This is a genomic window from Streptomyces sp. NPDC007084 (assembly GCF_040703595.1).
In the GTDB taxonomy this organism is placed as follows: Bacteria; Actinomycetota; Actinomycetes; order Streptomycetales; family Streptomycetaceae; genus Streptomyces.
Map to the genome: position 1 here is coordinate 1 of NZ_JBEYFY010000065.1, position 26171 is coordinate 26171.

Genomic DNA, 26171 nt, shown 5'->3' on the forward strand with positions numbered 1-26171 from the left:
GGCCGTGGCGAGGGCGGCCTCCGTGTCGGCGTCCGCGAACACCAGATGCGGCGTTTTCCCGCCCAGCTCCAGCCCCACCCTCTTGAACCGGGACGCGGCGGCCTGGGCGACCAGACGCCCGGTGGCGGTACTGCCGGTGAAGCTGATCACCGGCACCCGGGGCGATTCGACCAGCAGCCGTGCGACGTCGGAGCCCGACTCGACGACGACGTTCACCACGCCGCTCGGCAACTCGGCGACCGAGGCGAGGATCTCGCTCATCAGCGCCGCCGTCCGGGCCGCCTGCCCAGGCATCTTCACCACGGCCGTACAGCCCGCCGCGAGCGCGGGGGCGAGCGCGCGGACGCACAGATAGGCGGGAGAGTTCCACGGCACCACGATCCCCGCGACGCCGACGGGCTGCCGGATCGACATCGCCATCCGGCCCGGCTGGGTGTCGGTGACCCGGCCGTGGGGCTGAACGGCCAGACCGGCCGCGAACCGCAGCGCGCGCAGGATGAAGTGCGCCTCGAAGCCCGCCTCGTGCCGGAGCTTGCCGTTCTCCTGGCACAGGGTCGCGATCACTTCCCCCATCCGGGCGTCATAGGCGTCGGCGAGACGGCTCAGCGCGGTCGCCCGCAGCATCGGGTCCAGGCGCCATGTGCCGTCCCGGAACGCCCGGTCGGCCGCGTCGACGGCGCGCCGGCCCACCTCGGCGTCGGCGTCCGCGTACGTCCCGATGACCTCGCCCGTGGCGGGGTCGATGCTCTCGCGCGTACGGGCGAAGCCGACCCACGCGCCGTCGATCCAGTGCCGTACCGATGTCTCGTCGCTCATGCCGGGACTCCTTGCTCTGTGCGGGTTGCCTGGAGGGGGTTCTGCGGGAGGGATGGGTGTGCTGGAACCGGGTCTAGAGGCCGAGCAGCCGCTCGGCGTTGAGGTGGGCGATCTTCGCCCGGTCCGCCTCGCTGACGGGCGCGGTCCGCAGGAACGCGGTGGCCGCCGCCATGTCCTCGAAGGGATGGTCCGTGCCGAAGAGGATGTGGTCCGCGCCCAGGGCGAGCAGCGCGCACAGCAGCGGCGGAGCCGAACAGACGCCGCTGGTGGTGATGTACAGATTGCGCCGGACGTACTCCGACGGCCGGCCCAGGGCGAGTTCGACCCCGTGGTGATGGTGGTAGTCCCACCGCGAGTCCAGCCGCCACAGCATGTACGGCAGACCCTCGCCCATGTGCCCCAACAGCACCTTGGCGCGCGGGAAGTCGTCGAGAACGCCGCCGAAGACCAGGCGCAGGAAGTGCGTCGCGGTCTCCGTGCCCCAACTCCACATGGGTCCGACGAGTTCGGGATGCCCCTCGATGACGTGCGGGGTGCCGACACCGTTGGCCGGATGCAGATACAGGGGTACGTCCAGCCCCTCGGCACGCTCCCACACCACACGCAGTGCCGGGTCGTCCAGGTAGCGGCCCTGGGTGTGCGCGTTCACCAGCGCGCCGCACAGGCCCAGTTGGGAGACGGCGCGCTCCAACTCCTTCGCCGCGGCCTGTGGATCCTGCAACGGCAGCGCGGCGAATCCGGCGAAACGGCCGGGGTGGTCCGCCACCACCGAGGCGAGCAGGTCGTTGACCGCGGCCGCCCGGGCGACCGCGGTCGCGGCGTCCGACTCGGCCTGGATTCCCGGGGCGTTGAGGGACAGGACCTGGGTGTCGAGGCCCGCGGCGTCCATCTCCGCGAGGCGCTCCCCGGTGAGGTCGAGCAGCCGCCGGGACGCTTCGCGCCACTTCTCCGGCTGGATGATCGAGGCCGACGAGGCGCCGTAGCCCACCAGTTCCGGCGTGACGAAATGCTCCTCAAGCCCGATGGTCCGCATCGCGACCCCACTTTCGAGTTTCACGTATATGCATTGACTTCATGGATGGTGAAACCTACGTTCCGTGAGTGTCAACCCTCTGGAGCGTGCGAACAGATGGAGGTACCCGATGACAGACGCCGGGGACAGCGCGGCGGAGCCGGACCCGGCCGCGGCGCCGGTGGACGTGGCCGTGGTGCCGGTGGACGTGGCCGTGGTGCCGGTGGACGTGGCCGTGGTGGGCTACGGGCCGGTGGGCATGGTGACGGCGGGCCTGCTGGGGCGGGCCGACCACCGGGTCCGGGTGTTCGAGCGGTACGCGGGCCTGTACAACCTGCCGCGGGCGGCCAGCTTCGACGACGAGACGATGCGCACCCTCGCACGCCTGGGCGTCGCCGACGAACTGCTGCCCCGCGTACGGGTGCAGCCCACCTACGAGTGGCGCAACCGCGACGGCGACCTGCTGATCGAGCAGCACTTCGCCGCGACCGGACGGAGCGGCTGGGCCGAGTGGCACATGATGTACCAGCCGGACCTGGAGGCCGCCCTGGACGGCGTCTGCCGGTCGACACCCGGGGTGGACGTCCGGCACGCGCACACCGTCGTCGCCCTCGAACAGCACCCGGACCACGTCACGCTCACCACCGAGGGCCCCGACGGACGGGAGACCACACACGCCCGGTACGTCGTCGGCTGCGACGGCGGCAACAGCTTCGTACGGTCCGCCCTCGGCGTCGGGACGCACGACTACGGCTTCTCCGAACCGTGGATGGTGTGCGACTTCCGCTTCCGCCGCCCGACGGCGGTGCCGCCCGCCCTCCAGCTCGGCGATCCGAGCGGCCCCACCTCGATCATCTCGCTCGGCCCCGACCACCACCGCTTCAGCTTCATGCTCGACTCGGCGGAGGACTTCCCGACCGAACGCGACCCACAGCGCGTCTGGAAGCGCGTCGCGCCCTACCTCACCCCCGACGACGCCGACCTCATCCGGGTCGCCACCTACACCTTCAGATCGCTCATCGCGCACGACTGGCGAGCCGGCCGGGTGCTGCTCGCCGGCGACGCCGCCCACCAGATGCCGCCCTTCCTCGGCCAGGGCATGTGCTCGGGCTTCCGCGACGCGCAGAACCTCGCGTTCAAGCTGGACCTGGTCCTGCGCAACCACACGCCGGACACCGTCCTCGACACGTATCAGCAGGAACGCGAGCCGCATGTGCGCGCGGTCACCGAGAAGGGCATCGAACTCGGCCACCTGCAGACCCTGCGCGACCCGGCACGGGCGGAAGAGCGCGACCGGCTCCTGCTGGCCCGCCGAGCCGAGGCGAAGGCGCCCGAGGCGGTGCGTCTGCCGTCCCTCGCCGAGGGCCTGTTCGCGCAGGTGTCGGGCGCCGGCCGGGGGCACCTGTCGGTGCAGGGCGTGGTGGACGACGGCACCCGCCGCGACCGCCTCGACCAGATCCTGGGCCCCGGCTTCCACCTCCTCCTCGCGGCCGATCACGTGGAAGCCCTGGAACAGACCGGCCTGCTCGACGAACTGGCCGGCACGGGAGTACGCGTCGCCGCACTCGCCGTACGCGGCGAACAGCCGGCCGCCCACCAGCGGGCGACCGTCGTCCACGACGTCCACGGCACCTACCACGACTGGTTCGCCGAACTGGGCTGCTCGGCCGTGCTGATCCGCCCCGACTTCTACGTCTACGGCACGGCGAACGGCCCCGAAGCGGTGACCGTCCTGGCCGGGGAACTGCTGACCGTGGTGCGCGGCGACACCGTGCCGGCCGAGGCGGGATCGGATGCCTGAGCCCGCGTCGTCCGCGTCGTCACGCTCCCGGAAGGGAGGCCGAACCGTTCAGGACGACCGCTCACTACGGCCGGTAACTATGATCGCCGCTGTGAGAAACCAGCGTCCCCCAGAACCCGAGACCGGCGAGGCGTCACCGGCCCGCCAGGGCATCCAGTCCGTGGAACTCGCGATGACGGTCCTGCTGGCCCTGGAGGAGGGGCGGGGCCCGATGAGCCTGACCCAGCTCGCCACCGCCGCCGGCATGCAGCCGAGCAAGGCCCACCGCTACCTCGTCAGCCTCGCCCGGGTCGGCCTCGTCGCCCAGTCACCCAGCTCCGGACGGTACGACATGGGCCCGGCCATGCGACGGCTCGGCGTGGAGTCACTGCGCAGGATGGACGAAGTAGCCCTGGTGAGCGAGCACTTGACCGGCCTGCGGGACCGCACGTCGCACGCGGTCAACCTGGCGGTGTGGGGCGACCACGGACCCGTCGTGGTGCGCTGGGAGTACGGTGCGCACGCCCTGCCGATCACGGTGCGGGTCGGCGCCACCATGCCGCTGCTGAACTCGGCGATGGGCGGAGCGTTCCTCGCACACCTGCCCGACCAGATCACCGAGCCGGTGCTGTGCGCGCAGTCGCAGACGGACCCCCTGGACGCGGCGACCCGTGAAACGGCCGCCCGGATCAAGGAGGAGGTGCGCCGCGAGGGGGTGGCGACCACCGCCGGCGGCGTCATCCCGGGCGTCACGTCCCTGGCGGCACCGGTCTTCACCGCGGGCGACTCCTTCCCCCTGGTCGTCACCCTGGTCATGCCGACACGAGCCCCCACAGCCCAGGACATCCCCCACCTGACAACGGAACTGCTGAACGCGACACGGACCATGTCGGAGATGCTGGGGCATGCTGTGGGGCGCTCCTAGGTTCTGTTCGGCGGATCATTGACGGAGCCAGAGCCGGATCGCTGCGGCGGTGATGGTTCCATGGAAGACGTAAGCCCGCTTGTCGTAACGGGTCGCGACGGCGCGGGAGTTTTTGAGCCGGTTGATGGTCCGCTCGACCTCGTTGCGCCGGTAGCGGTCGTGGTCGAAGCCGGCGGGCCTGCCGCCCTCTCTGCCTCTGCGCCGCCGGTTGGCCCGCTGGTGCTTCGGCTCGGGGATCGTGTGCCGGATGTGGCATCTTCGCAGGTAGCGGCGGTTTCGGGGGGAGCTGTATGCCTTGTCGCCGCTGACGTGATCCGGCCGGGTTCGGGGTCGTCCGCCCAGTGGTCGAGGGACCCGGATCCGGTCCAGGATCTCGACCATCTGCGGGGCGTCCCCCCACTGGCCCGGCGCAAGCAGGAGAGCCATGGGGCGGCAGCCGCCTTCGCCGGCGAGGTGAATTTTGCAGGTCAGGCCGCCCCGGGACCGTCCGAGTCCCTCGTCTCGGCGGTGGTGCCGGGGCGTCGACCTTTTTTCCGGACCCGCGGCCTGGCCTTGCGCGCGCCGGCCGCGTGCTGATGGGCCGGGCAGGACGTCGAGCCGACGCCGACCATCGACCAGTCGATCCGTCCCGCCAGGTCTGCATCGGCCTGGACCGACTGCAGGATCCGTTCCCAAGTGCCGTCCGCCGACCAGCGCCGATGCCGTTCGTAGACGGTCTTCCACGAGCCATAGCGTTCCGGCAGGTCACGCCACGGTACACCGGTCCGGATCCGGAACAGGATCCCGTTGATCACGGTGCGGTGGTCGTTCCACCGGCCGCCCCGGCCACCCAGAGGAGGCAGACGCGGCTCCAGGAACAACCACTCGCGATGCGTCAGATCCCCCCCGACTCATGACCGAACCAACGAGCGACCGGCCAGAAAGTCACATGATCCGCCGGACAGAACCTCATCCCGCCAACACCCAGCCGAAGAGCATGACCCCAGCGCATACTCCCATGCTGGGAAGCCCCATAGCCCGGGTCTGCCAGGGAGCAGGATCCCGCGGACGCAGGGCATGCGCGGAGGCGGTGCCTGGCCGCACGTCATGACGGTCCTCGTCAAAGTCCACACCGCTCAGGTCCGGCTGCAGGCGAAGCGCGGCCAGAGCTTCCTCGCGTGTGCCTGGTCCTTCCAGGCGCACCTGCCGGTGCAGGTCCGCTGCCCCCACCTGCACCCACAGCCGTGAAGCCCATCCGGGTCCTCGCTCGGTCTTCCGGTACATGTGCCAGGTACTGGCCGCCGTTCGTGCCTCTTCGGGCTTCAGCAGCGTGGCGTCACCAATCTGTGCCGTGACCCGGCCTGCCAGTGCCGCCATGACACGCCGTTCAGCCTCGCTCAACGCGCCCCAACGGCTTCCCTGCAGGCGCGCCTCCACCCGGTAGAGTGCCGCCCTCCCGTCGACCTGCTCGGAATCGTCAACTCGGGAGAACAGCAGCCCGCGCTGCTCCCACTGCTCGCGTGCGGTTTCCTCCTTCTCGCCGCAGTGCACCGTCACCGGGCTACCCTCCGGCGCACTGATCTTCGATGACGTGCCCCAGGGCACAGCCATTCACCGGCCCGGCTGCGACAACAGCGGCTGGACGAACAACGGAAGCTTCTCCTTCGACTTCGGCAACAACGGCAGCGAGAGCGTCTACCCCTCCAAGGTCGATCTCCACCAACTTGGCGCCGGCTTCGGCGGCCACTCCTGGTTCGGACACACGCGCGCCGACGACGCCCAGGGCAACCATCTCAAGATCAGCGGCACCTGGAAACTCAACAAGTCCCTCGACAGTCAGGCGACCGTCATGGTGCACCTTCCCGACCACGGGGCCCAGACCCATCTGGCCACGTACGAGATCACAGTGAACGGTGGCACCCGCACCTGCACGATCTCGCTGGACGGCAGCACCAACAGATGGGTGCCGCTCGGCGCCTTCCGCTTCAACAACGTCCCGCAAGTCAAACTCACCACCATCGCAGCCAACGGGACGGGGGACGAGGCCATCGCCTTCGACGCCGTCGCCTTCGTACCCGGGCACCACTCCGGCGTCGACATCACTCTGCCGGAGCCGAATCCGGACGCGCCCAATGTGGACTGGGACAGCATCAACAAGGCCCAGGACATGCAGGCCCCCGACTACGAGATCGTGCCACCCGATCCTGCCGGCCCCGGTGCCTCGTCCCGAGCTGTGAACCCTGACGCCGAGCCCTACCAGCGCAAGGGCTGGTCCTGCGGGACACCCAATGCCAAGGGCATCGCAGGATGCTCCAGAATTGTGGCGTCCAAGGACAAGATGACCAAGCTGCCGCCGTTTTCCCCGCCAAGGCAGAACGTCGCTCGGGTCGCCTCCACCTTCGACCCCATCGTCTCCTGGTGCACCAACACCCGGGGCAGCCACAAATACACACGTTTCGAAGGCTGCTTCCACAGCACCTACGAATACATCGCCGTCGACACCGAAGACGGCTCCACCTTCGCCGAGCAGGACTTCGACCTGTTCCAGCAAGTGAAGCTGAACCAGAAATCCCGCTACTTCACACTTCGACGCGGATACCTGCGCCTCCGAAACCGAGCAGTGGAGTTCATCGCTCACCTGGCTGCCTGGTGACCCGCACATCGCCACAGCGGTCAAGGAGCGTCGCTGGAGCAACTTCTCCAGCGAGCGCGGATGGGACATCCTCGGCTTCAACTGGAAGGTTCAGGGCTACACGCCCGTCGCCGGTCCGACCGCTGTCAAGATCTATGCGCCGGATCTGCTGCCGCAGTGCGACAACTTCGCCATCAAGAACACTGAAGGCTGCAGCTTCGGCACGTACCAGCCTACTTATCAGTTCAACTCGGCGAAATATCCGGCCGCTGCGGCGCATGCCTGGCTCATCCAGGAGGCACTGCCCAGCCACGCGGGATCCAAGAAGTACAACTCGCCGATGAACTACCTGCCCGACAAGAAGAACCAGTTCGGACGCCCCACGCAGAAGAACCGGGACGTTATCTGTCCCAGCTCGTACCAGTACCACGACGACACGACACTCCTCCCGGAACTGGTCGGATCGGGTGGCGATGACGTCAAGTCCTGCGACGAGTACGCGTTCGCCTCGACCTATCAGTCCGCCGGGATGCCCAGTGCGATGAACGGCCGTAACCCGGTCGGGTCGGGCGACGCCTGCGTGCAGACCTACGCCACCCGGGTGCAGCAAGGAACGTGGAAGCTGTACGACGATGACCGGTATCCGCTTCCCACCTTCAAGGAGGTCTGCGGACGCTCCTCGATGTCACAGTGGCAGAACGGCGGTTCCATGAACCGCTTCGCCGGCTTCGCCTCGTACTTCCGCCTGCTCGACTCCGACTCCTACTGGGTCGACATCCCCGGATTCGACGGGTGTACCGCGAAGGCGCCGTTGGTGCGTTGCACCATGACGCCATAGCCGAGCTGCAGTGAGGGGGTCGGTTTCCGGAGGCACCCCTCCGGGGACCGACCCCGCCCTCAATCCCAACCGAGGGCTTCGCCGTGCACGGCCGGCGTCTCGCCGAAGAACGGCGTGCCCTCCTCCACGGCGTCGACCAGAGCCACCAGGAACGCGGTGAGCGAGGGCCAAAGTTGTGCCTCCCGGCCTGCTCCTTGAAGAAGTAACCGACGCTGCCCCGGCCCGGTGTCAACGAAGAGGCAGCTCGCCCCGTCGTGGTTCGCCGCCCACGGGACCCAGTTCCGGCGCCACCAGTCGGCCTCCACATCCGGCCCGTCCACCAAAGACATCAGACGCGCGCGCAGCGCCAAGGCCTCGTCCCTGCCGAGGAGACCGCAGCCGGACACCAGGAAACGCCCTGCCTCGGTGGGGAGCGCGCCGTCACAATGCGAGTACATCTCGCTCAGTTCCGGCGGGAGATCCTCTCTGGCGACAGCCCGGCCGCACAGCGGCCAGACTCTCCGGGGCCATCACTGCCGGCCACTCCGTCAGCCGCGTCCATGCCTACCCGAACGCGTCCTTCTTCGTCATGCTCACTCCTCCATAAAATCCGGCCTTGACGCTGGGCGGACGCCTCGTCTCACCGGGTTCCCCGCGGGTGGAGGCAACCTCCCGCATGATGGCCCTGGTGCCGATGTGTTCCCAGCGGAGCAGCTCACGACGTGCCCGTCGTCCCGGGAGTGTTGGAGACTTCCCGCCGCGTGCCGGGGCGGGAATGTGCCGCGGAACGCAGCGACGGTGAAACAACCGAATGAGAGAGCATGCGGTAGGCACGCCAGGTTTGACCAGGGCATACAGGTTGGGCTTGCGGCCCGAAGCTATGGCCGGTCGCCGAGATCGGCCGGCCGCGGAGCAGGCACTGATCGGCAGCCCGACCGACGCGGTACGCGTGGTGGCCAAACTGCTCGCCGACGTCCTGGCGCTGCCCGCGGACCGCACGACCGGCTATCAGCTGCTGGGAGAGCCTCTGGTGGTGTCAGCCGCTCCCGGCAACCGCCACCAGCGGGTCAGCATTCGGCTGCACGGCGTCCTCGACTCAGCCGGCGGTCTTCGAAGTCAACGTCGTCTTGCCTTCCGGCCTGGTCGTGCCCGACCTGGCGGATACCGACACGGGAGCTGCCGCCGCGGACACGGTCAGCGTGGACGCGGACGCGGTGGAGCTCGTCTGGCCCGGCAACAAGACCATGCACCGCAAGGTCAAGCCGCTGCCAGACGCGGAGGCCGCGATCCCGCACTTGTGGCGTTGGAGTTCGAGCCCGCACACCGCCTGATCGTCAGTGAACTCCGCGGCAACCGCTACGTTGGAACGGGCACTGTCGTCGCAGGCACCACCACCAGGCCACCCGACCCAGTCCCTCTTCGCCAAGGAGAGCCCATGACGGCATCCGCTGTGCTCTCCGCACCACCACCCGCACCACGGCGCCCCCGCCGCGTCCTGCGAATGGTCCTGGGCCACCTGGTACGAGGCCTCGCCTACGGCACCGGCACCGGCGTACTCGCACTGGATCCAGCAGCACCTAGAGCCCACCGCCCTCCACGCCGCGAACACGTCACGCCCCCGCTCACGAGGGATGCCCATGCCGTCCCCAACGCCCCGCCCCGCCTCTGCTTGCAGCCGCCGACGCCGCAGCGAAACTGCCCGCCCGCCCCGTCGCCTTGCCGAACACCATGGCGTACACCTGCGCGCTACCTCCGCCCTCGCCCGCCCGCTTTACCAGGTCGAGCTCAAGGCACTGATCCTCACCAGCAGCAAGGACGAAGCCGCGCTGGGCCCGATGACCGCAATCCACCAGGACATCCGTCGCCTGTGCCGCACTGCCTGATCGTTAGCCGACGTTTCCGCGCTCCTGGAACTCCCGCTCGGCTCAGCCCGTCTCCCTATGTGCAGCTGAGGCACGCCGACGAACACAGCTGTGGCTGCTGCCCGGCAGCTGACAGGGCGCGCAGACTTCAACAGCATTCGTCGGTGCACGGCGATCCGGATCTGCGGATCGTAGGGTTGTCGCATGAGTGACGACCTCGATGCTGTCCTCGACCGCCTCGAAGAGTGGTTGGAGGGCAACGCGCCAGCGGACCAAGCCGCTTTGAACCCGCCGGCAGCGCAGGTGGACATCGATGCCATCGCCGACCGTCGGTTCCGTCTGCACCCCGATCTGGTGGCGTGGCTGCAACGTCATGACGGAGTCACCGCTACCAGGGGCCACGACGGCCCCGGCATCATTCTCCCCAATGGGTTCATCTTGCATAACGCTGCGGGAATGTGTGCTGGTCAGCGAGCGCAAGAGGAAGCGATCGCTGAATGGGTCGACGAGAACGAGTCGGAGGACCCCGATCTGCGGGACATCTATGACGGGGTGTACGGGTACTTGTTCCATGTCCGATGGGTGCCGATCGCGACGGACAGCACCGGAGGCAAGCTCCTCATCGACCACCGTGGTGGAGACGGGTTCGGAAACGTGCTCTACGGTCTGCACGCCGGGGACACGGACGGGCCGGTGAAGGTTTGGGACAGTCTTTCGCACATGTTTGGAGACCTCCTCAGCGCCCTGACCGAGGGGACGGAATTGCGCCTTCCTGGCTATGCCGATCCCGTGACACCGCGTCTTTCCAGCGACAGTCAGGCATTCGTAAGGTGGGGGTAAGGCAGAACGGCGGTCCAAAGCACGGATGCCTCGGACCGCCGCTCTACCAAACCGGGTCAGTAATTACGGGGTGACTACGCAAATCTCATCGGGCCGGCAGTTCTCCAGATCCGGTGCCGCGATGTAGAAGCCGTCGTTGTCAGCCATGCGTGCCTTCGTGTAGAAGGACGAAAGGCCTCGGCCTGCGGCCTCGTTTTGCTTTGCAGACATGGAAGCGCGGCCGCATACTTCCTTCCACGTTGGCGGCGCATAGTCGTCGTCCGCATACATGCGCCATTTTCCGTCGTTGTCGCTCTTCTGGGCATACAGCTGGACGCACTCGTCTCCGTTCGTTATGGACTGACCGCCGCTTTCCTTCGTTGCAGCGAACGGGTACTCGTCGCACTGCCGTCCGTCTGGACTGTTTGTGGTTGCCTCGGGTGTCGCCTTCGTCGTGGGCGTGTACGAGTCGGGACAAATCTTCCGCCTGTTCGCTGTTCGCACCGCCGCGTCTCTTTCCCGGTGCAGCGGCGTGTTGTATTTCTTGCTACCCGGGTGCGACGGCAATTCTTCACGCAGCAGCCAGTAGTAGGCGGCCGCGGCAGGGTACTTCGCGTCGTTCAGTGTGAACGTCGGGATATGCTTATAAAAAATGCAGCCGGTTGAGTTCGGGACTGATACCCCGTTGTCACACCGGATCTGGTCGAACAGGGCCACCTCTGGCTTGTCGACCGGAACGACGCCCTGCCATTCGGGGCTGTCAGCCTTGAAGCTCAAGAACACGCCACGGTCGAACGCCTGGGAAGTGCTATCTGTCGGCGCCGTCCATGTGTTGGCCTTCGTCGCACTTGCCCAATGCTTGTCGAGCAGGCCCGTCCACGTTGCGTCACTCCAATTCGTGGAGTAGGTGGCATCACAGTCGGGGGTACAGGGGGTATCCCAGTACTCCAGCGAAACGGCACCGAGATCAGAATCCATATCAACGGGAACGATGGACATGCGTTCTGTGAACGTTGCCTTGTTCTCCGTTTTAGTCTCGACGAAAATGTTGAAGGCCGCAGAAGCGGTGCTCGCCGGCCTCGTCCGCGCGGCCCAAGAAGCCGGCGACATCGCCCCGGACCGCGACCCCGACCTGGAGGCCCAACTCCTCTTCGGGCTCGCCGACTCGCAGGGGCCTCCCATCGTCCTCGGCCTGCGCACGCCCGAGCAGGCCGCCGCCGCCATCGACTACTACCTGTACCGGCTGTTCCTGTGACCGCCCTTCCCCCGGCGTCAGAGGTGCGTGGACGAGGTCGGAGCGGACGGCGCGGACGGCGCCGCGGGCGGCGCCCCAAGGCCGTCTGCTCCTGCGCTCCGGCCCGGTCCGGCGGACCATCCCTCCCCGTGCTGCTCGACAGCTCTGCGCGCCAAGGTCGCGAGAGAGGTGCCGAGTCGCCATGCCTGGGCCACGTCCACCGGTCCCTTGGGGCCGGCCAGCGTACCGTCCGTTCGGACAGCGCCGACCACGCGACGGGAGTGGGTGGCCACCAGTATGCGCGGTGCCTTGGTCGCCGACACCTCCCAGCCGTGGTCTGCCCACCACCAAGTCAGGGACTCCGGAAGCTGCGGCCGACGGGTAAGGACATGAACGCCCGCTGTTCCGTCCGGAGCGAGACTCGCCATCTCGGCGACGAGCGAGAAGGCGAGATCGAATCTCGCTTTGCCGCGCCGGTGAAAGCAGCCCAGGTGGCGTCGAGTCGGCCATACGACGGCGTTCAGCCGCCGCAGGGCCTCCGAGCGGAACTCTTCCCATGTCCGCCCCTTCGTGTCGTGGACCCACTCCCGCACGTCTCCGGTCAGGCCGAGTCGTCGCTCTCCCTGCCGGCAGTGGGGCGTACGCAGGACGTGTGGTCCGTCGAGTTGATCGAGAGCGGGAGGGTGGGCCTCCACGCCGATGTCGTGGTAGTAGCGCGCGTGGATGTCCAGGACAAGTCGGCGTTCGATCCAGGGGATTGCGGCTTCCTCGCTGAGGAGCCGCCCCCGGTCGTCGACGGTGCGATGCAGCCAGGTGGTCATTTCCTCAGCTCTTCGACATCGGACAGCCGCGGCAGGCTGCCGAACATCTGGACCTTCGCCGCCGCCACGTACTGCGCGTAGGCGGCGGCTGAGATGACGTCGTCTCCCGCGGCGCGGCGGCTCATGAATCCCGCCACGAAGGCATCGCCCGCGCAGAGGGGGTCGACCACGTCGGCCGGTACGGCGGGAAGATGCTCCGTACCGTTCGCCGTCGTCACCATGACCCCATGGTCCGCGAGGGTGGTCAGTACAGTCGAGGCACCTTCAGCCAGGCACAGCTCCTGAATGCTCTCTCTGACGGTGGCGGAGAGACTCGCTCCGCTCACCACCGCGGTGTCGACAGCGTCTGCGATATCAGTGATATGGGCGGCCAGGCGGTCGGGTTGAGAAAGAAACGGGATGTACCCGACGTCGACGACCATGCGGTGCCCGTTGCTGGACAGTTCCTTGATCACGGGAACGAGCGCAGGAAATCCTGTGACATAGACGAGTCCGGTCGTCGGCAGGGGCAGGTTTTCCGGACCGATCAGGGCGTCGGCCGCCGAGTCCGCGGCGAGTTCGACCTGCCCGTCCGCGACGCCGGCCACGATGCGTCCGGTGCGACCGGCGCTTCGCACGAACCGGCAGTCGACCCCTGCTGTTTCAAGCGCCGTACGGAGGAAGTCGCCCGCCGGATCGACGCCGACCTGGGACACGAGGGTGGGCGTGTTGCCGAGTGCCGCGAGTTGCGCCGCGACGACGGCCGCGGGTCCGCCGATGGCGAGTTCGACGGTTCCGAAGCCCACGTCCGCCGCGGGCCGGGCTGAGGTCACCACGTGCAGAGAGGTCTCGCCGTAGACGGTGACATCGGTGCTTCTCGGGTTCATACGAGGGCCGTCACGGTGCGGCATGTCTCCTCCTCGGAAAGGCCGTACGGGAGCCAGGCTGCTCTGGCGCCCGCTCGAAGGGCGCCTTCGACATCGGTGTTCACGTCGTCCCCGATGTGCACGACTTCACGGACATCGACGCCGAGAGCGGCGGCGACCGCGGAGAACGCGGCAGCCGAGGGCTTTCCGGCACCGGCGTCCGCGGAGGACACCGCGCAGACCAGTGAGTCGAGGAGCCCCACGCGCCGCAGCACAAGAGGCAGGTTGCTCTGCCAGTTGCCCAGCGCCCCCACGGGCAGCCCACTCCGGTGCAGGCGTCGGACGAGTTCCGCCGCTCCTGGTTTCAGGACCCAGTTCTCCGGAGCCGTGTAGTGGCGGACGACCACGTCCTCGTAGCCGTCCGGGAAGCCCAGGGCCGCCAGTGCGGCGCGATAGTACGCGTGGAGCGCCCCGTCGATGGCATGGTCGGTGGACCATACCGAGGCGGGATCCGCGAGCAGGTGGCGGGCGTCGTCGAGCGCCGCGTCGATCCGGTCGTCGGTCATGCTTTGGCCGCGCTGCACGGCGAGTTCTCCGATGAGCGTCCCCGGTGCCCGCAGATGCTCGACCAGGGTGAAGCCCACGTCCAGGCTGAAGGCCGCCGGTGCCGCGGAAGTGGAGGCGGGCACACGGGCGATGACCGGCAGCAGCCGGTCCAGACGGTCCACGGAGGGAACCGTGAGACGTGCCGCGCCGGGCGGTTTGCCGAACGGACCGCTCCGTGCCACGGCGACGCTCTGCCATCCGGCTGCTTCGGCTCCGTGCCAGTCCGCCGGGCTGTCGGAAACGTACCAGGTGTGCGAGGGCGACAGCTCGTACCGTCTCGCCAGGCGGGTGAACGCCTCGGGTGCCGGCTTCGGCGTGGGACTCGTGTGGGCGTGCTCGACGAAGTCCAGGTGTTCGGGCGTCACTCCCATGGCCGCGAGTTTGCGGATCGTCTTGGCTCCGGGGCCGTTGGACAGCACGCCGACCGCCAAGCCGGCCGATCGCGCCTCGTCGACGACGTGAGCGAAGTCGCAGAGTGGTTCAACGGGGATCTCGTCGGCCAGTGAGTCGTACGTTCTGCTGTAGAGGTCGAGGTCCACTCCTGGATGCCACGTCTGGACGCAGGTGAGGAAGTCGACACGGCCGTACGAGCGGGCGATCTCTGCTGCCGACGGGGCTCGGAGACCGAGGAGGGAGGCGCTTCGGGCGCACTTGCGCACACCAGTGGAGAATGTGTTGACGAGGGTGTCGTCGACGTCGAAGACGACCGACCTTTTCCCGGTCATGGGGCGACCAGCCCCAGTGCGGCCCTGTCGGCGGCGAGCACACTGGCCTCGACCAGCAGGTCTTGGGCTGAAAGGCCGTGTTTGACCTGAAGCTTGTGCAGCCGGGCCGCGCGAGAAGGTGACCAGGGCAGTGCCACCTCGGTGGTGTCCTTGCCGGACGCGCCCGCGGTGGTCCAGCGGGCGGCCGCGACCCGGGCGAGTGCCGGGCCGTGGGCAGGTGCTGTCGGATCCGGGACGGCGGACACCCACTGGCCGGGCAGATACTGGGCGGTGTGCACCGCGTTGCCGGCGGGGGCCGTGTCCACCTGTATCCGGTATCCATGGCCTCGGGGGAAGGACCTGGTGGTGAGGGCTTCGAACACGACGCTCTCGTGCAGGCGCCGGAAGTAGAGCACTTCTCGTGCTTCCACGCCGCTGGAGTCGATCGCATCCCACCGTGTGGGTGTGCCCTGGTCGGCGCCCTGGTCCACGCACCAGTGCCACAGCCCTCCCAGCTTCTCTTCGAGAGCATCCAGTCCGACGGTCGTGACGCTGTCCCATGACGCGCCGTGTTCTGACAGGTATGTCACGACCGGGGAGGGCATGGTGAAGGGTTCGGTGGCCGGTGTCCCGGTCCATTGACGCACCGTGTTTCGTTCTACCTTGGCTTGGAACTGTGCCTCTCGGGCGTCCGCCAGCAGCGTCCGCGCCGCCGTGGCGGACGCGGCAACGGCATGTCCGACACTCGCGGTGATGGCCACCGGCCGGGGAACGCGGGTCAGCGAGAACGGTTGTGCCGCAATCGCACGGCGTACGTTCTCGGCGGTCACGGCACCCGCGCCCGCCGCCTGTCCCGGGAGCACGACATGGGTTTCGTCCCGTGTTCCGCTGTCCAGGAGCACGGCGTCATCGGGCAGGGCTTCGCGGATGCGGTCACGCGCGGAGAGGACGAGCTCCACCTTGGCTTCGATGCCGGCCCGGCGAACGGTGGCGGAGCCGTCCAGGTCCACCATGACGGCGGTGGCCGGGAATTCGATCTTCCCTTGGTCGAGCAGCTTCGCGATGTGTGCCTGGCCTTCCCTGATCCTGACACCGTCGCGGAGTATCCGCTCGATGTTCTTCTCCCGCGTCTCTTGAAGGAGGTCACCGGTGTCGTGCGAGTGCATGGTCTCCCGTCCAGATCTTTCGGTGTTGGATACCCAGGGCGAGGGCCTCGGACAGCAGTGATTCCGTGCCGCGTCGGCCGGGGGCCGCTGTGCGGCGCAGTGCGTGCCCGGCCCACGGGCCCAGGAGCGGCGCAGGCATGGTGGGGGCAGCAAGGGCGTCACCGGTGATGGCGTGGTGTATCTCGGCGACAGAGCGGTCGTGGTCGTAGGGTGAGGCGGCGCCGCGGTTCCCGCGTCGCATCACGAGCCAGCGGTTCGCCGGGCCCGGTGTGACGAAGTCGAACGCGGCCGGATCGGGACGCTGGTCCAGCCCGGTGACGGTGACGTCGAAGCCCTCCGTGCGCCAGGACCGGAGTACCGACTCGGCCACGGCCGTGGACACGAGCAACGTGAACACGTCCTGGGCGGGCCGGGGGATCCCGGGCACCGGGACGGTCAGGCCGGACAGGGCTGCGCGGATGTCCGTCGCGCGCTCGACGGCCCAGTAGTGAAGGGGGCCGCGTTTCTCGCTCAAGAGGTCCAGCCCGCGGCGGAGTTCGGGACTCAGTCCGCTTGCTCCTCCCTCCGCGACATGAACACTGTCGCGTTTCTGTTTGGCGATCACCACGGCGTCTCGGGCGCGCTCCCAGGCAGCGTCGGCGGAACAGGAGCCGGGCAGCACCGCGACGCCGACACTGGCGGTGATGGAGACGGGCGCGTGACGAGGGCCGATGGAGACCGGTGCGGCAGCGATCTCCCTGCGGACGCGTTCGGCCACCTCGCGTGCTCGGGCGCTGTGTTCAGCCTGGATGACGACGTAGGTCTTGTCCCTCTGTCCTGCGTCCAGGATGACCTGCGGGTCCGCGACCCGTGCGATGCGGGCGCGGACCGCGGCGAGGAGGGCGCGTTTGGGGCCGACGCCGAGTCGGCGCACCGCCGTGGAGCCGTCGAGATCGATCAGCAGCATCGTGACGGGAGCGTCGGCGCCTCTGGCGCGCAGGTACGCCGCGAAGCGCATTTCGCCCTGTTCAAGGCGCCATCGGTCGGCCAGAATCGCGTGCAGGCTGGTCTCGCCGACCTCGGCGAGGGGGTGAGCCCCCTCGGGTCGGCTCTGTTCAACCGGTGCCACGGCACATCTCCGCTCGGGTTCCCAGGAGGGCGCCCAGTTCCTCGCAGAAGACGGCAAGGCGCGTCTGTGCCGTGTCCCCCGACGGGCGGCCGTCGGCGGTTGCCCTCTTCAGGAGGGGCTCGCCCCACCAACGAGGGTGGTCGTGGTCGGGGAGCGAGGCTTCAACGTGGGCGATGTCGTCCAGCGTGGCGCGGGCGAGCCGGACTTGCGCACGGTCGAGGTCGACGGTCCGGCCGGCTCGCTCGACCTTGGTGTAGGGCGCGGTGGGTGCGGCCGCCGGGCCCGTCCAGTGGTAGCGGTGCCACGCCTCCGCGCCTGTGGGGTGGTCCCAGAAGAGAATCAGCGCGGGCAGCAGTCCCCTGTCCTGGTGGAAGACGCGTGTGAACTGGTCGCGCGAACGGCCCGACAGCAGCTGGGCCCGGCCTCGGGAGGCAAGGGCCAGGTGTACCGCCGCGCCGGCCGTGGCACGAGAGGTCAGGTCGGGGGTCGCGGAGGAGAACCAGGCGGCGCTGGGTCGCCGCAGCCCGTTCTGAACGGCCTGGTGCAGCCAGCGGGCCTTCTCGCCACGCAGTGCCGGCGTACGTCCGTTCACAGGAAGGTCAGTTTCGTCATGACGTCGGCCAGGAACTCAAGGTCCGCGACGGCTTCCCCCAGGGGGGTGCGCGGCGCTCTCTCTTTCCTCACGACCTGCCGGAAGTGCGCCAGTTCGCGCCTGAACGCGCTTTCCCGTGCCACCTGGGTCTCGCTGCTCACGTGGTCGGAGTCGGTCGCGCCGCGCCGGCGGATGAGCGTGGGTTCGTGCCACAGGAAGGGGGAGCCGAAGACGAGTTCCGTGGACTGTCCGGGGTGGAAGACGGTGAGTGTCTCGTCCCATTCCCGAGCACTGCCGAAGTCCGGTAGCACCTCGAAGGTGCCGTTGACGGGACCTGCCTTGAATCCGATGTTCACGCACCAGCCGACGGCGGTGCGATGGGCGGTCGCGGTGGTCGCGGTCAGCGGACCGTAGAACGCGCCGACGAGGTTGATGTGGTGGATGGCCAGTTCGGCGATCAGCCGGTACACCGCCGCGCTGTCCTCGTTCGTTCCCGCGGCTGATGCGATCTGCTCGGCGATGGAATCGTCTTCACCGGTTCCCGGGTTTTCGTCCGGGCGGGCTTTCGTCACCGGGAAGAGCCGTTCGTGACGGTGACGGCCTCCTGCGAAGTTGTGCGCACGGACCCACAACGGAGTGGTCATGTCGGCGGATTCCGCCAGCAGACGTTCCACGGCGGCGTCATAGCGCTTCATGTATCCGACCACGACGGGGGTCCCGGTGCGTTCCTGCACTTCTCGCAGCGCGTGTGCGTCGGTGAGTGTCCAGCACAGGGGCTTCTCGACGAAGACGGGGATGCCCGCGGCGCAGGAGTCCCGCACGATCGGCAGGTGGTCGCGGTTGGACACCACGACCGCGTCCAGGCCGGCGTCGAGCAGCGTGCGGTAGTCCGTGGTCGCTGCCCGGTCCTCCAGTCCGTGACTGCGGGCGACGCTTCGCGCGACGTGTTCGGACAGGTCGCAGACCCGGGAGACGCGAAAACCGGGCAGGGACGCGAGATTGGGCAGATGGTGGGTCTGCGCGATCTTGCCCAGGCCGACGACCCCGACGTTGAGGAGCGGAGCATGGTTCATACGTGTGCCCCGCTCGCCTGTCCGGGGAGTGTCTGGCGCTGCGCGAGATGGCGCAGGCACTGCTCAAGGACCGCGGTCGCGGGCGATTTGCCCCGCACCGTGACAAGTCGTGATGTGGCAGCGTAGAAGTCGAGCAGCTCGGCGGCCTGGACCCGGTGGGCGTGGACCCGGCGCTCGAAGCTCTCGCCGAGGTCGGAGGAGCGTCGGCTGACCGGGGTGCCGCACCCGCGGCATCGTCCGCGTTCGTCGCTGACGGCCTGGTGCGAGCCTCCGTCGCACTTCTGGCACACCGTCCGTCGGCCGGCTCGCTCGACGCAGACCTCCGTCGGGGTGTCGACATGGACCGCGGCGTCGAGGGACAGACCTCGGTCCAGGAGTGCCTCGTCCAGGAGGGCGGCCTGGCGGGCGTTGCCCGGCATTCCCTCAAGGATGAAGGACGCGCGAAGGCGGGCGTCCAGCTCTTGCGCGACGCCTTCGACGACGATGTCATCGGGTATCCACGCGTTGCTCTCCACGTAGGGGCGTGCTCGACGCCCCAGGGGTGTTCCACGGTTCAGCTGCTGCGCGAAGAAGCGCCGCACGCCGAAGGTCTCGATAGCGGGGTCGCCGGCGACGAGCAGGTCCGTCAGGGTGCTCTTGCCGGAGGCGGGGCCGCCGATGATGACGATACGGATGGCCGGCTCCTCAGAGTGTCGTGGGTTCATCGGAACACGCGCGGGCGAGGACGTCACGCAGTCCCTTGAGGGACTCCTGGTAGAGGGACTCGTCTCCCATGCCCGCGGCCGGGTCAGTGGCGAAGACCTCCAGCTCCCACCAGCCCCGGAATCCGGACGCGATCAGCCCGCCGACATGTGTCGGCAGATCCATGATCCCCTTGCCGGGGATTTCCCTCTGGTGTATCCGCGTGGGCTCGGCAGGCCAGTCGGACACGTGGATCATCTCCCCTTCGCGAGCGTGGTCGGAGGCGATCACGCTGAAGTCGGGGTCCGTCCACATGTGCCACAGATCCAGCAGCAGGCCCGTCCCGGGCGTACTCCGGACCAGGGAGACCGCGTCAGCCAGGCTTGTCACCGCCGAGAGGTGGACAGCCGCGGGGTGGAGGGGCTCAAGGAGCAGCCGGCCGCCTCCGTGGGCGGTGTGACGTGCCAGGTCGGCGAACTGGGTGGCGAACTGGGCGCGGGCGTCGGCAAGGGGTACGTCCGGGCTCGGACCGCCGGGGACGATGACGAGCGGGGCTCCCAGTTCCGTCGCGTGGTCGGCCGCCCGCCGGGCGTCGTCGAGCAGAACCCGCCGCCGCGCGGCGGTGGGGGCGACCAGGCCGAGGAAGACGCAGACGCTCGTGGCCGCGAGACCGGCGTCGTCGAGGATCCCGCGCACGGTTCGCGCTCCCAGCCGGTCCAGTGTGTCGCGCAGGACACCGATGCCGCCCAGGCCGTCACGTGCGCACCAGTCGGCGAGTTCGCGCAGGTCGGTGTCCGGGACCATGAACTGGTTGACCGACAGGCGGGGTTCATCGGACACGGGTCGCCTCCCGGCCGGTGCGATCGGCGACGCGCTCCGCGAAGGCGGTGAACCGGTGTTCGTCCAGCCCGTCCGCGCCGAGTTCGGTTCTGCCGTTGGCGTGATAGTCCGATCCGCCGCTGGCGAGCAGGCCCAGGCGGCGGCCGGCGTCGTGCAGAGCCTTGTGGTCGTCGAGGGGCCGGTGATGGTACGACCGCGACTCCACGGCGTCGAGTCCGTGGGCAGCCAGGAGTTCGACGTCCAGAACGGCCTGTGAGATGTCTTCCTCCGTGCGGCAGCGCCACAGGGGGTGTGCGAGCGAGGTCACGGCTCCCACCTCGCGAGCGAGGCCCAGCACCTCCAGTGCGGGGAGGTATTGGGGGGCTCCTGGCGACGCGGGCACCTCGGCTTCGGCGTGGGCGTCGCGCACCACGTCGTAGGCGGCCTCGAAGGGAAGGCCCGCGCGTGCGGAGACGGCTCTGGCCAGTGCTGTCCGGGAGACGAGCAGTTTCTCTGGCGTAGGCGTCGTGCCCGGCACTTCCTGACGTCGGACGGTGTCCAGGTCCGGGAGGTCGAAGCCGCGTCGGATCAGCTCCCGGCGGGTGCGTTCCGCCTGGTCGTTCTTGTACCGCACCGGGGCGAACAGCCAGTCGCTCTGCTCCTGGTCCAGAGTCAGCAGTCCGGGCCCGTAGAGCAGCAGGTGGTGGCGCCGGCCTTCGAGGGTGGTGCTCACCTCGACTCCGGGGAACGGCATCGCGACCCCCAGCGATGCCGCGTACTGCGGCAGGTCTCCCCAGGTGACCACCGAATGGTCCGTGACGACCAGTACCGGCAGTCGACGTGCGGCGGCCTCCTCCACCAGCTCGCGCGGAGCGGCGCGGCCGTCCGTGACCGTGGTGTGGGTGTGCAGGTCGGCGTAGGCGCTCATGTGCCGGCTCCGGCCAGCTCAAGGGCTCGGTCGAGCAGCGCCATGCTGCGCAGATTGTCCTCACCGGTGAACGGGGGTGAGGTCCCCTGCTGCCGGCAGGTCAGCCAGGTGTGCAGCAAGGAGGTGTTGAGTACCTCCAGCGGGACCGGCTCGTCCTGGACGGCGACGCCCTCGACGGGCCGGCCGTCCAGGAACAGTCCTCCGTTGTCCACCCGCACTGTTGCCTGGTCGGTGACGATCTCCCAGCCGGAGTCGAACCGCACGCCCTCCGCGTCCTCCGCCGGGGCGAACGTGGCCTCGTAGACGACCGGGACGTTCTCCGCCGTGCGCAGCAGCCCGGTGACGGTGGCGTCACCGGTGAAGGGGCTCCAGGGCGGGTTCCAGGACACCAGGCTGCCCAGGGTGAGTTCACTGGAGAGGACCCAGCGCATGAGATCGAAGTGGTGGATGCCGGCTTCGTGGAGCAGCGGCTGCTCCAGGCCGAGTCGCCAGTGCGTGCCGGGCTCCCAGCCGCGCCCGTCGAGGGCCATGCGGATGCGCACAGCGCGCAGCCGCCCCAGTCGGCCGCCGGTGATCAGGTCACGTAGCGCGAGGAAGCACGGGAAGTAGCGCATCTGCTGGGCCACCACCAGCTCTCGCCGTGCGGACGCGGCCGCGGTGACCATGTGCCGGGCCTGTTCGAGTGACACCCCCAGGGGCTTGGCCGCCAGCACGTCGGCTCCCGCCGCGAACGCCTTGCCGACGTTGCCCGATCGGTGCGGGAAGGGGCTGGAGTCGATCACTATGGTCGGCTTCCATGCCGACAGCTCGTCCTCCAGTTCAGCGACGGCGGCATCCGGGCCCAGGCCGTAATGTCGCCGTCCGCCGCTACGGGCCTCGGGATCCGGATCGACGATGCCTATGACCGTGAGCTGGTCGGACACCGACTCCAGCGGCTCCCTCCAACATTCTCCGAAACCGCCGGCGCCGATCAACACCACACGTTCCATGGAACACCTCTCAGTTCAGCACAGGCAGATTCTCTTTGGCCACAGAACGTTCAACGACCGGACGGTCGTCCGTGAACAGGTTCGATGTGGGGGAGATCCAGCTCGTATAGACGACACCGTCGGGCATGACGTTCAGACGCCGGATCTTGTCGTCGGGGTCCAGCTCCTCGCTCGACTCATCCAGGTCGATGACGGCATCACGCCAGTGGAAGACATCCACTTTGGAGTCCGACTTGCGCTGCCTGAACACCAGCTCGGCGTCCAGAAGGCTCTGGAACTCGCTGCTGAGCGGCTCGATGGAACGAGTATTGCGATCATTGTAGGCGGAGAAGTCGGTCGGCTTCTTGTACCCGTCCGGAATATCCGAGCAGGTACGGAAGATGAACCGGCGGTAGCCCAGGCCGTAACCCCACTCCAGGTATGCCGCCATATCGGCGACACTCGATACGCCATCGTGTGTCATCACGCAACTCAGGCGCGGTGTGAAGGATGCGTCAGCCCGCGAGGCTATGTCGGCGAGGGCATCGTCACTCATTCCGCCCCAGGTGCGTGGGAGCGCCATCACCCGCTTGTTGGTCTCCGTGTCATGGTGGGCCACGCTCACGGAAATTCCCGTCAGACCCGCTGATATGAGCGCCGGCAGCAGCTCTTGGGTGACCCCGTTGTGCTGCACGGGCTTCGACAGACCCCACCCGTTGGTATGAATCCGCGACCGGCGGAAACCCGGGCTCATGGCACCGACGAGTTCCAGCAGTTTCTGCGGATGCAGCGTGGGCTCGCCTCCGGTGTAGGCCACTTTGGTGACACCGCTCAGCAGGGCGAAGTCCTTCACCCTCGCCAGGCGGTCATTCCATTCGAGGAACGGCCCTGAGGGCGTGAAGGTGATCTCGTTGGAACAGAAATGGCAGCCTGCGTTGCATGCCGCGGTCACCACCAGGGTCAAGATGGCGCGATGGCTGAACACATACCGGACGTCATCGAACTCGACCAGATTGAAGTTCTGGTACCAGGTGCCGTCGATCTCAGCTCCCGCCTCGCCGACAGTCCTGACAATGCGCCCGCGTGTTGATACATCGGCAGCCCTATCTACAGCATGAAGAGAACCCATGAAACCCCCAATTGCTGACTGTCCCCGATGTCTCGCATAGCGATCGAGGTGGAATCGCCGCCGACAAATCCCATCCGGGGCGTCGAACACGGCATCAGATACAACCCCACACGACTGGATCACGTCAAGAGAAAAAATTTTCTCGATTCCACCGCCGATGAGGCATGCGCCGTCCGGCGGCTAAGCACACCGGGTCCGCACTCGCCCGGAATTGTACCCGCCGCCATGTAGAGTTTCATGAACATCTTGTTTCATCATGCTGGCTGGAACTCGTCACCCTGGCCGGAAGCCACCCCTCGGGGAATCTTTCTTGACATTCACCAGTCTTCGATCAAGCATGAGTCGCGCACGGCCGCTCTCCGATCGCTGCCCGGCCGTAGGGCGCCGGCAACAGTGCGCACAGCAGAAACGCGCGCAGTGGCTTCAGGCCGAAGAGCAGCGGGATGAAATTCCCTCTGCCTGTTCCGAGAATCAGCCAAGGGGGAATACGTGTGAGATTTCGGAACTTCGCGGCACTGATTCTTCCGATCCGCCGCCTGGGGTCTGTGCACCCGACTGCCCGGATCATGTGTGCCGCTGTTCTGGTCAACTCGCTGGGCAGCGGCCTGTTTCTGCCGTTGAGTGCTCTGTACTTCGCCACCGTGGTCGGTCTGGCCCCGGCCGACCTGGCGGCCGGACTCGGGATCGGCGCACTGGCCGGCGCGCTGGCCGGCGTACCGTTCGGGGTCGTCGCGGACCGGTTCGGCGCACGGAACGTACTGATCGTCCTGTTGCTCGGAACCGCCGCCGTGATCCCGCTCTATCTGGCCGTCACCAACTTCTGGCAGTTCACCGTCACGGTCTCCGTGATCAGGGCCCTCGATCGGGGGGTCTCGGGCATCGCGGCCGCAGTGGTCGCGAACGTCATACCGGGTGCCGCCGAACGGACCGAGGTACGAGCGGTCCTGCGGACGTGCCTGGCGATGGGACTCACCACCGGCTCGGCTCTTTCCACCATCGCGCTCTCGGTCGACTCCCCGGCCGCGTACAGGATCGCGATCCTGGCCGACGCGCTCACCTTCGCGCTGGCCGCCCTCATGTACCTGCGCCTGCCGGCGCAGAAGGTGCCGCCGAGAACCGCCGGCACCTCAGCCGTGGAAGTCCTGAAGGATGTGCCCTTCCTGGGCATCACCGCGGCGTTCAGCCTGCTGGGGGCCTACAACTACGCAGTCGCCTTCGCCCTCCCCATCTGGGCGGTCAAATACACTTCCCTGCCTCATGAGTTCATCTCGGCGGCGTTCATCGTCAACACCGCTGGGCACCTCCTGCTCCAGGTCCCGTTGGCTCGCCGGGCCAAGACCCTCGGAAGCGCCATACGGATGACCGTGGTCGGCGGCGCGCTGCTGTCGGCCGCATGTCTTCTGTTCTCATGGACATCGACCGGCCCGACACCGGTCGCCGCCGCGCTGCTCCTGACCGCGGTGCTCTTGAACCTGGTGGGCGGCCTGGGCATCACCTCGGCACAGTTCTTCATCACCAGCGACGTGGCACCCGAATCGGCCCAGGGGCAGTACCAGGGGTTTGTGAGCACCGGGATGGCCGTGTCGGGAATCGTCGCGCCCACTGTGTTCGCCGCCCTGCCTCTGGCACACGCCGGGCTGGGCTGGACAGTCATGGCCTTGTTGTTCCTGCTTGTCGCGTCCGTCGTCCCGTCCCTGGTCCGTGCTGCTCTGCGGCGCTCGGCCGGGCAGCGTCTCGAGTCCCCTCTGCAAGGAAGTACCCATGGACCAGGATGAAGACTGGCGCAATGAGCTCGTGGCAGAACACCTCGCTGTCGCCGGGAAGATCCTGGCGGCTCGCGGCCCCGGCATCGACTCGTGTCTTCTCATCGGAAGCCTCGCCGCGGGCTACGGGACCACGCGCTCCGACGTCGATCTGCTGACGTTCACAGGCGAGGCAGATTCGCTGCCCGGTGCCAGTGCGGGAGAGTACTCCGGTGAACGGCGGGTGGACGTCGAGCACTTGCGACTCTCCGAAGCCCTGGCACTGATCGAGAGCCTGGGCTCGTACCAGGTCCTGGAATCCGATGTATCGCAGCTCTACCGCGCGAACGACGCACTGGAACTCTTCTGTCGGCTGATGTCGAGCCCGAGGGTTCTGCGCGATTCGGCTGGTCTGCGGTCGTTGCTGGCTCGGTGCCGGTCGGTCGCGGAGTCGGCCACCAGAATTCGAGTGTCCAGAGCCACATTGCTCGCGAACAACACACTCGAGGATGCGCTGGGGTTTCTGGAGATCGGAGACGTCCGCAGCGCTCTGCATTCGAGTGGCACGATGCTCCATTTCGGCATGGACGCCCTGTGTTCGGCGCTCGGGGACACGTTCTTCGGGCAGAAATGGAATGTGCAGAGAGTCGGTTCGGTGCTGAGCCGGAACCCGGCCTACCGTCAGGGGCTCTTCGCCCTCCTGGACTCCGGTGACACGCAGACGCCCTCGGCCGTGCTCCGCCGTATCGAGATCAGCCAGCAACTGCTTGCCGTCGCGAACGTGACCGTCTGGGAGCCGGCCACCGTTCACCTTCGGCTCCCGCGGTTCGAGGCGCCGCGCAACGCCTACCGCCGCGACCGTCACTGGTACTTGCTGAAGTACGACGCGCGGTGGGCCATGTCCGACGGCCGCAGGTCCTACCAGGTTCCCTGGACCGCGGTCCTGGTGTGGGGGCTCGCCGGTGGTCTGGCGGAGGACGAACTGGTCGAGGCGGGGCGAGAGGAGATCGGACGAGCGGTGGGCCGACAGATACCGTCGGCCTTGCCGCTCTCGCTCGTTCACCGGCTCCGGGAGCTGGGGGCGCTCACCACTGGCGCCGGAGGGCGATGACC

27 protein-coding genes are annotated in these 26171 nt (G+C 68.0%); 9 read left to right on the plus strand and 18 right to left on the minus strand.

What is annotated here, in order from left to right; translation table 11 throughout:
- Together AB0912_RS31295 and AB0912_RS31300 are read right to left on the minus strand one after the other, a co-directional pair.
- Positions 1–816: aldehyde dehydrogenase family protein (locus AB0912_RS31295; protein WP_366705826.1), on the minus strand; the 816-nt coding region annotated here is incomplete at its 3' end.
- 73 nt (positions 817–889) lie between these two features.
- On the minus strand, positions 890–1873 hold the full coding sequence (locus tag AB0912_RS31300) for an amidohydrolase family protein (protein ID WP_366705828.1): 984 nt from the start codon (positions 1871–1873) through the stop codon (positions 890–892).
- 85 nt (positions 1874–1958) lie between these two features.
- Between AB0912_RS31300 and AB0912_RS31305 the strand changes: the two genes are divergently transcribed.
- Both AB0912_RS31305 and AB0912_RS31310 read left to right on the plus strand, forming a co-directional pair.
- Positions 1959–3629: a bifunctional 3-(3-hydroxy-phenyl)propionate/3-hydroxycinnamic acid hydroxylase gene (locus AB0912_RS31305; protein WP_366705830.1), complete on the plus strand. Its 1671-nt coding sequence runs from the start codon at positions 1959–1961 to the stop codon at positions 3627–3629.
- 91 nt (positions 3630–3720) lie between these two features.
- Entirely contained in the window at positions 3721–4533 is an 813-nt protein-coding gene (locus AB0912_RS31310) for an IclR family transcriptional regulator (protein WP_366705832.1), read from the plus strand.
- A 15-nt stretch (positions 4534–4548) separates the two neighbouring features.
- On the opposite strand, the gene AB0912_RS31315 is transcribed toward AB0912_RS31310, so the two are convergent.
- Together AB0912_RS31315 and AB0912_RS31320 are read right to left on the minus strand one after the other, a co-directional pair.
- A protein-coding gene (locus AB0912_RS31315) for an IS5 family transposase (RefSeq protein ID WP_366705890.1) occupies positions 4549–5411 on the minus strand; the annotation gives its coding sequence in 2 pieces (ribosomal slippage) (positions 4549–5081 and positions 5081–5411; 864 coding nt in all).
- A gap of 70 nt (positions 5412–5481) precedes the next feature.
- The gene (locus AB0912_RS31320; protein WP_366705834.1) at positions 5482–6069 is read right to left on the minus strand and encodes a hypothetical protein; all 588 of its coding nucleotides are present in this window, start codon (positions 6067–6069) and stop codon (positions 5482–5484) included.
- 34 nt (positions 6070–6103) lie between these two features.
- Here AB0912_RS31320 and AB0912_RS31325 point away from each other — a divergent pair, with 34 nt between their 5' ends.
- Together AB0912_RS31325 and AB0912_RS31330 are read left to right on the plus strand one after the other, a co-directional pair.
- The gene (locus AB0912_RS31325) at positions 6104–7165 is read left to right on the plus strand and encodes a hypothetical protein (RefSeq protein WP_366705836.1); all 1062 of its coding nucleotides are present in this window, start codon (positions 6104–6106) and stop codon (positions 7163–7165) included.
- Between the two features lie 319 nt (positions 7166–7484).
- Positions 7485–7982 carry a hypothetical protein gene (locus AB0912_RS31330; RefSeq protein WP_366705838.1) on the plus strand — a complete coding sequence of 166 codons (498 nt, stop codon included), beginning with the start codon at positions 7485–7487 and terminating at the stop codon, positions 7980–7982.
- Between the two features lie 59 nt (positions 7983–8041).
- On the opposite strand, the gene AB0912_RS31335 is transcribed toward AB0912_RS31330, so the two are convergent.
- Positions 8042–8419, minus strand: coding sequence for a hypothetical protein (locus tag AB0912_RS31335; RefSeq protein WP_366705840.1), 378 nt, complete (start codon positions 8417–8419; stop codon positions 8042–8044).
- Positions 8420–9088: 669 nt separating this feature from the next.
- Here AB0912_RS31335 and AB0912_RS31340 point away from each other — a divergent pair.
- Both AB0912_RS31340 and AB0912_RS31345 read left to right on the plus strand, forming a co-directional pair.
- Positions 9089–9292, plus strand: a complete 204-nt coding sequence (locus tag AB0912_RS31340) for a hypothetical protein (RefSeq protein WP_366705842.1) — start codon at positions 9089–9091, stop codon at positions 9290–9292.
- Between the two features lie 735 nt (positions 9293–10027).
- Positions 10028–10663, plus strand: coding sequence for an SMI1/KNR4 family protein (locus tag AB0912_RS31345; protein WP_366705844.1), 636 nt, complete (start codon positions 10028–10030; stop codon positions 10661–10663).
- 63 nt (positions 10664–10726) lie between these two features.
- Here the strand turns inward: AB0912_RS31345 and AB0912_RS31350 are convergent, their stop codons facing one another.
- A complete protein-coding gene (locus AB0912_RS31350) occupies positions 10727–11641 on the minus strand; it encodes a hypothetical protein (RefSeq protein WP_366705846.1) in 915 nt (304 codons plus the stop codon).
- A 46-nt stretch (positions 11642–11687) separates the two neighbouring features.
- Here AB0912_RS31350 and AB0912_RS31355 point away from each other — a divergent pair, with 46 nt between their 5' ends.
- A complete protein-coding gene (locus tag AB0912_RS31355) occupies positions 11688–11897 on the plus strand; it encodes a hypothetical protein (RefSeq protein ID WP_366705848.1) in 210 nt (69 codons plus the stop codon).
- 17 nt (positions 11898–11914) lie between these two features.
- Here AB0912_RS31355 and AB0912_RS31360 read toward each other — a convergent pair whose 3' ends face one another.
- Genes AB0912_RS31360 through AB0912_RS31415 form a run of 12 tightly spaced genes read right to left on the minus strand, consistent with a single transcriptional unit; the run spans position 11915 to position 23316 of the window.
- Positions 11915–12697 (minus strand): hypothetical protein, encoded by a 783-nt coding sequence (locus AB0912_RS31360; protein WP_366705850.1) that lies wholly within the window; start codon positions 12695–12697, stop codon positions 11915–11917.
- On the minus strand, positions 12694–13587 hold the full coding sequence (locus AB0912_RS31365; protein WP_366705852.1) for a PfkB family carbohydrate kinase: 894 nt from the start codon (positions 13585–13587) through the stop codon (positions 12694–12696). Before AB0912_RS31365 ends, AB0912_RS31360 begins: the two co-directional genes overlap by 4 nt.
- Positions 13560–14873 carry an HAD-IA family hydrolase gene (locus AB0912_RS31370; RefSeq protein WP_366705854.1) on the minus strand — a complete coding sequence of 438 codons (1314 nt, stop codon included), beginning with the start codon at positions 14871–14873 and terminating at the stop codon, positions 13560–13562. Before AB0912_RS31370 ends, AB0912_RS31365 begins: the two co-directional genes overlap by 28 nt.
- On the minus strand, positions 14870–16018 hold the full coding sequence (locus tag AB0912_RS31375; protein ID WP_366705856.1) for a hypothetical protein: 1149 nt from the start codon (positions 16016–16018) through the stop codon (positions 14870–14872). The genes AB0912_RS31370 and AB0912_RS31375 overlap by 4 nt, the downstream gene beginning before the upstream one ends.
- Positions 15996–17126, minus strand: coding sequence for a diguanylate cyclase (locus tag AB0912_RS31380; RefSeq protein ID WP_366705858.1), 1131 nt, complete (start codon positions 17124–17126; stop codon positions 15996–15998). Before AB0912_RS31380 ends, AB0912_RS31375 begins: the two co-directional genes overlap by 23 nt.
- The gene (locus tag AB0912_RS31385) at positions 17113–17718 is read right to left on the minus strand and encodes a hypothetical protein (protein WP_366705860.1); all 606 of its coding nucleotides are present in this window, start codon (positions 17716–17718) and stop codon (positions 17113–17115) included. Before AB0912_RS31385 ends, AB0912_RS31380 begins: the two co-directional genes overlap by 14 nt.
- Positions 17715–18791, minus strand: a complete 1077-nt coding sequence (locus AB0912_RS31390) for a Gfo/Idh/MocA family oxidoreductase (RefSeq protein ID WP_366705862.1) — start codon at positions 18789–18791, stop codon at positions 17715–17717. Before AB0912_RS31390 ends, AB0912_RS31385 begins: the two co-directional genes overlap by 4 nt.
- On the minus strand, positions 18788–19495 hold the full coding sequence (locus AB0912_RS31395) for a nucleoside monophosphate kinase (protein ID WP_366705864.1): 708 nt from the start codon (positions 19493–19495) through the stop codon (positions 18788–18790). The genes AB0912_RS31390 and AB0912_RS31395 overlap by 4 nt, the downstream gene beginning before the upstream one ends.
- Positions 19476–20312 (minus strand): sugar phosphate isomerase/epimerase family protein, encoded by an 837-nt coding sequence (locus AB0912_RS31400; RefSeq protein WP_366705866.1) that lies wholly within the window; start codon positions 20310–20312, stop codon positions 19476–19478. Before AB0912_RS31400 ends, AB0912_RS31395 begins: the two co-directional genes overlap by 20 nt.
- Positions 20302–21219, minus strand: a complete 918-nt coding sequence (locus AB0912_RS31405; protein ID WP_366705868.1) for a PHP domain-containing protein — start codon at positions 21217–21219, stop codon at positions 20302–20304. The genes AB0912_RS31400 and AB0912_RS31405 overlap by 11 nt, the downstream gene beginning before the upstream one ends.
- A complete protein-coding gene (locus AB0912_RS31410; protein ID WP_366705870.1) occupies positions 21216–22208 on the minus strand; it encodes a Gfo/Idh/MocA family oxidoreductase in 993 nt (330 codons plus the stop codon). The genes AB0912_RS31405 and AB0912_RS31410 overlap by 4 nt, the downstream gene beginning before the upstream one ends.
- A gap of 10 nt (positions 22209–22218) precedes the next feature.
- Positions 22219–23316 (minus strand): radical SAM protein, encoded by a 1098-nt coding sequence (locus AB0912_RS31415; protein WP_366705872.1) that lies wholly within the window; start codon positions 23314–23316, stop codon positions 22219–22221.
- Between the two features lie 491 nt (positions 23317–23807).
- Between AB0912_RS31415 and AB0912_RS31420 the strand changes: the two genes are divergently transcribed.
- Together AB0912_RS31420 and AB0912_RS31425 are read left to right on the plus strand one after the other, a co-directional pair.
- Positions 23808–25091 carry an MFS transporter gene (locus AB0912_RS31420; protein WP_366705874.1) on the plus strand — a complete coding sequence of 428 codons (1284 nt, stop codon included), beginning with the start codon at positions 23808–23810 and terminating at the stop codon, positions 25089–25091.
- Complete coding sequence (locus AB0912_RS31425; protein WP_366705876.1) at positions 25078–26169, plus strand: hypothetical protein; 1092 nt, start codon at positions 25078–25080, stop codon at positions 26167–26169. The genes AB0912_RS31420 and AB0912_RS31425 overlap by 14 nt, the downstream gene beginning before the upstream one ends.
- Positions 26170–26171 lie beyond the last annotated feature (2 nt).

What these genes read in the sequence shown, in the direction of transcription:
- AB0912_RS31425 (WP_366705876.1), top strand. Translation starts at nt 25,078, where the DNA reads ATGGACCAGGATGAAGACTGGCGCAATGAGCTCGTGGCAGAACACCTC.
- AB0912_RS31350 (WP_366705846.1), bottom strand. Translation starts at nt 11,641, where the DNA reads ATGTCCATCGTTCCCGTTGATATGGATTCTGATCTCGGTGCCGTTTCG.
- AB0912_RS31365 (WP_366705852.1), bottom strand. Translation starts at nt 13,587, where the DNA reads ATGCCGCACCGTGACGGCCCTCGTATGAACCCGAGAAGCACCGATGTC.
- AB0912_RS31330 (WP_366705838.1), top strand. Translation starts at nt 7,485, where the DNA reads ATGAACTACCTGCCCGACAAGAAGAACCAGTTCGGACGCCCCACGCAG.
- AB0912_RS31405 (WP_366705868.1), bottom strand. Translation starts at nt 21,219, where the DNA reads ATGAGCGCCTACGCCGACCTGCACACCCACACCACGGTCACGGACGGC.
- AB0912_RS31360 (WP_366705850.1), bottom strand. Translation starts at nt 12,697, where the DNA reads ATGACCACCTGGCTGCATCGCACCGTCGACGACCGGGGGCGGCTCCTC.
- AB0912_RS31345 (WP_366705844.1), top strand. Translation starts at nt 10,028, where the DNA reads ATGAGTGACGACCTCGATGCTGTCCTCGACCGCCTCGAAGAGTGGTTG.
- AB0912_RS31370 (WP_366705854.1), bottom strand. Translation starts at nt 14,873, where the DNA reads ATGACCGGGAAAAGGTCGGTCGTCTTCGACGTCGACGACACCCTCGTC.
- AB0912_RS31335 (WP_366705840.1), bottom strand. Translation starts at nt 8,419, where the DNA reads ATGTACTCGCATTGTGACGGCGCGCTCCCCACCGAGGCAGGGCGTTTC.
- AB0912_RS31375 (WP_366705856.1), bottom strand. Translation starts at nt 16,018, where the DNA reads ATGCACTCGCACGACACCGGTGACCTCCTTCAAGAGACGCGGGAGAAG.
- AB0912_RS31305 (WP_366705830.1), top strand. Translation starts at nt 1,959, where the DNA reads ATGACAGACGCCGGGGACAGCGCGGCGGAGCCGGACCCGGCCGCGGCG.
- AB0912_RS31410 (WP_366705870.1), bottom strand. Translation starts at nt 22,208, where the DNA reads ATGGAACGTGTGGTGTTGATCGGCGCCGGCGGTTTCGGAGAATGTTGG.
- AB0912_RS31355 (WP_366705848.1), top strand. Translation starts at nt 11,688, where the DNA reads ATGTTGAAGGCCGCAGAAGCGGTGCTCGCCGGCCTCGTCCGCGCGGCC.
- AB0912_RS31415 (WP_366705872.1), bottom strand. Translation starts at nt 23,316, where the DNA reads ATGGGTTCTCTTCATGCTGTAGATAGGGCTGCCGATGTATCAACACGC.
- AB0912_RS31390 (WP_366705862.1), bottom strand. Translation starts at nt 18,791, where the DNA reads ATGAACCATGCTCCGCTCCTCAACGTCGGGGTCGTCGGCCTGGGCAAG.
- AB0912_RS31395 (WP_366705864.1), bottom strand. Translation starts at nt 19,495, where the DNA reads ATGAACCCACGACACTCTGAGGAGCCGGCCATCCGTATCGTCATCATC.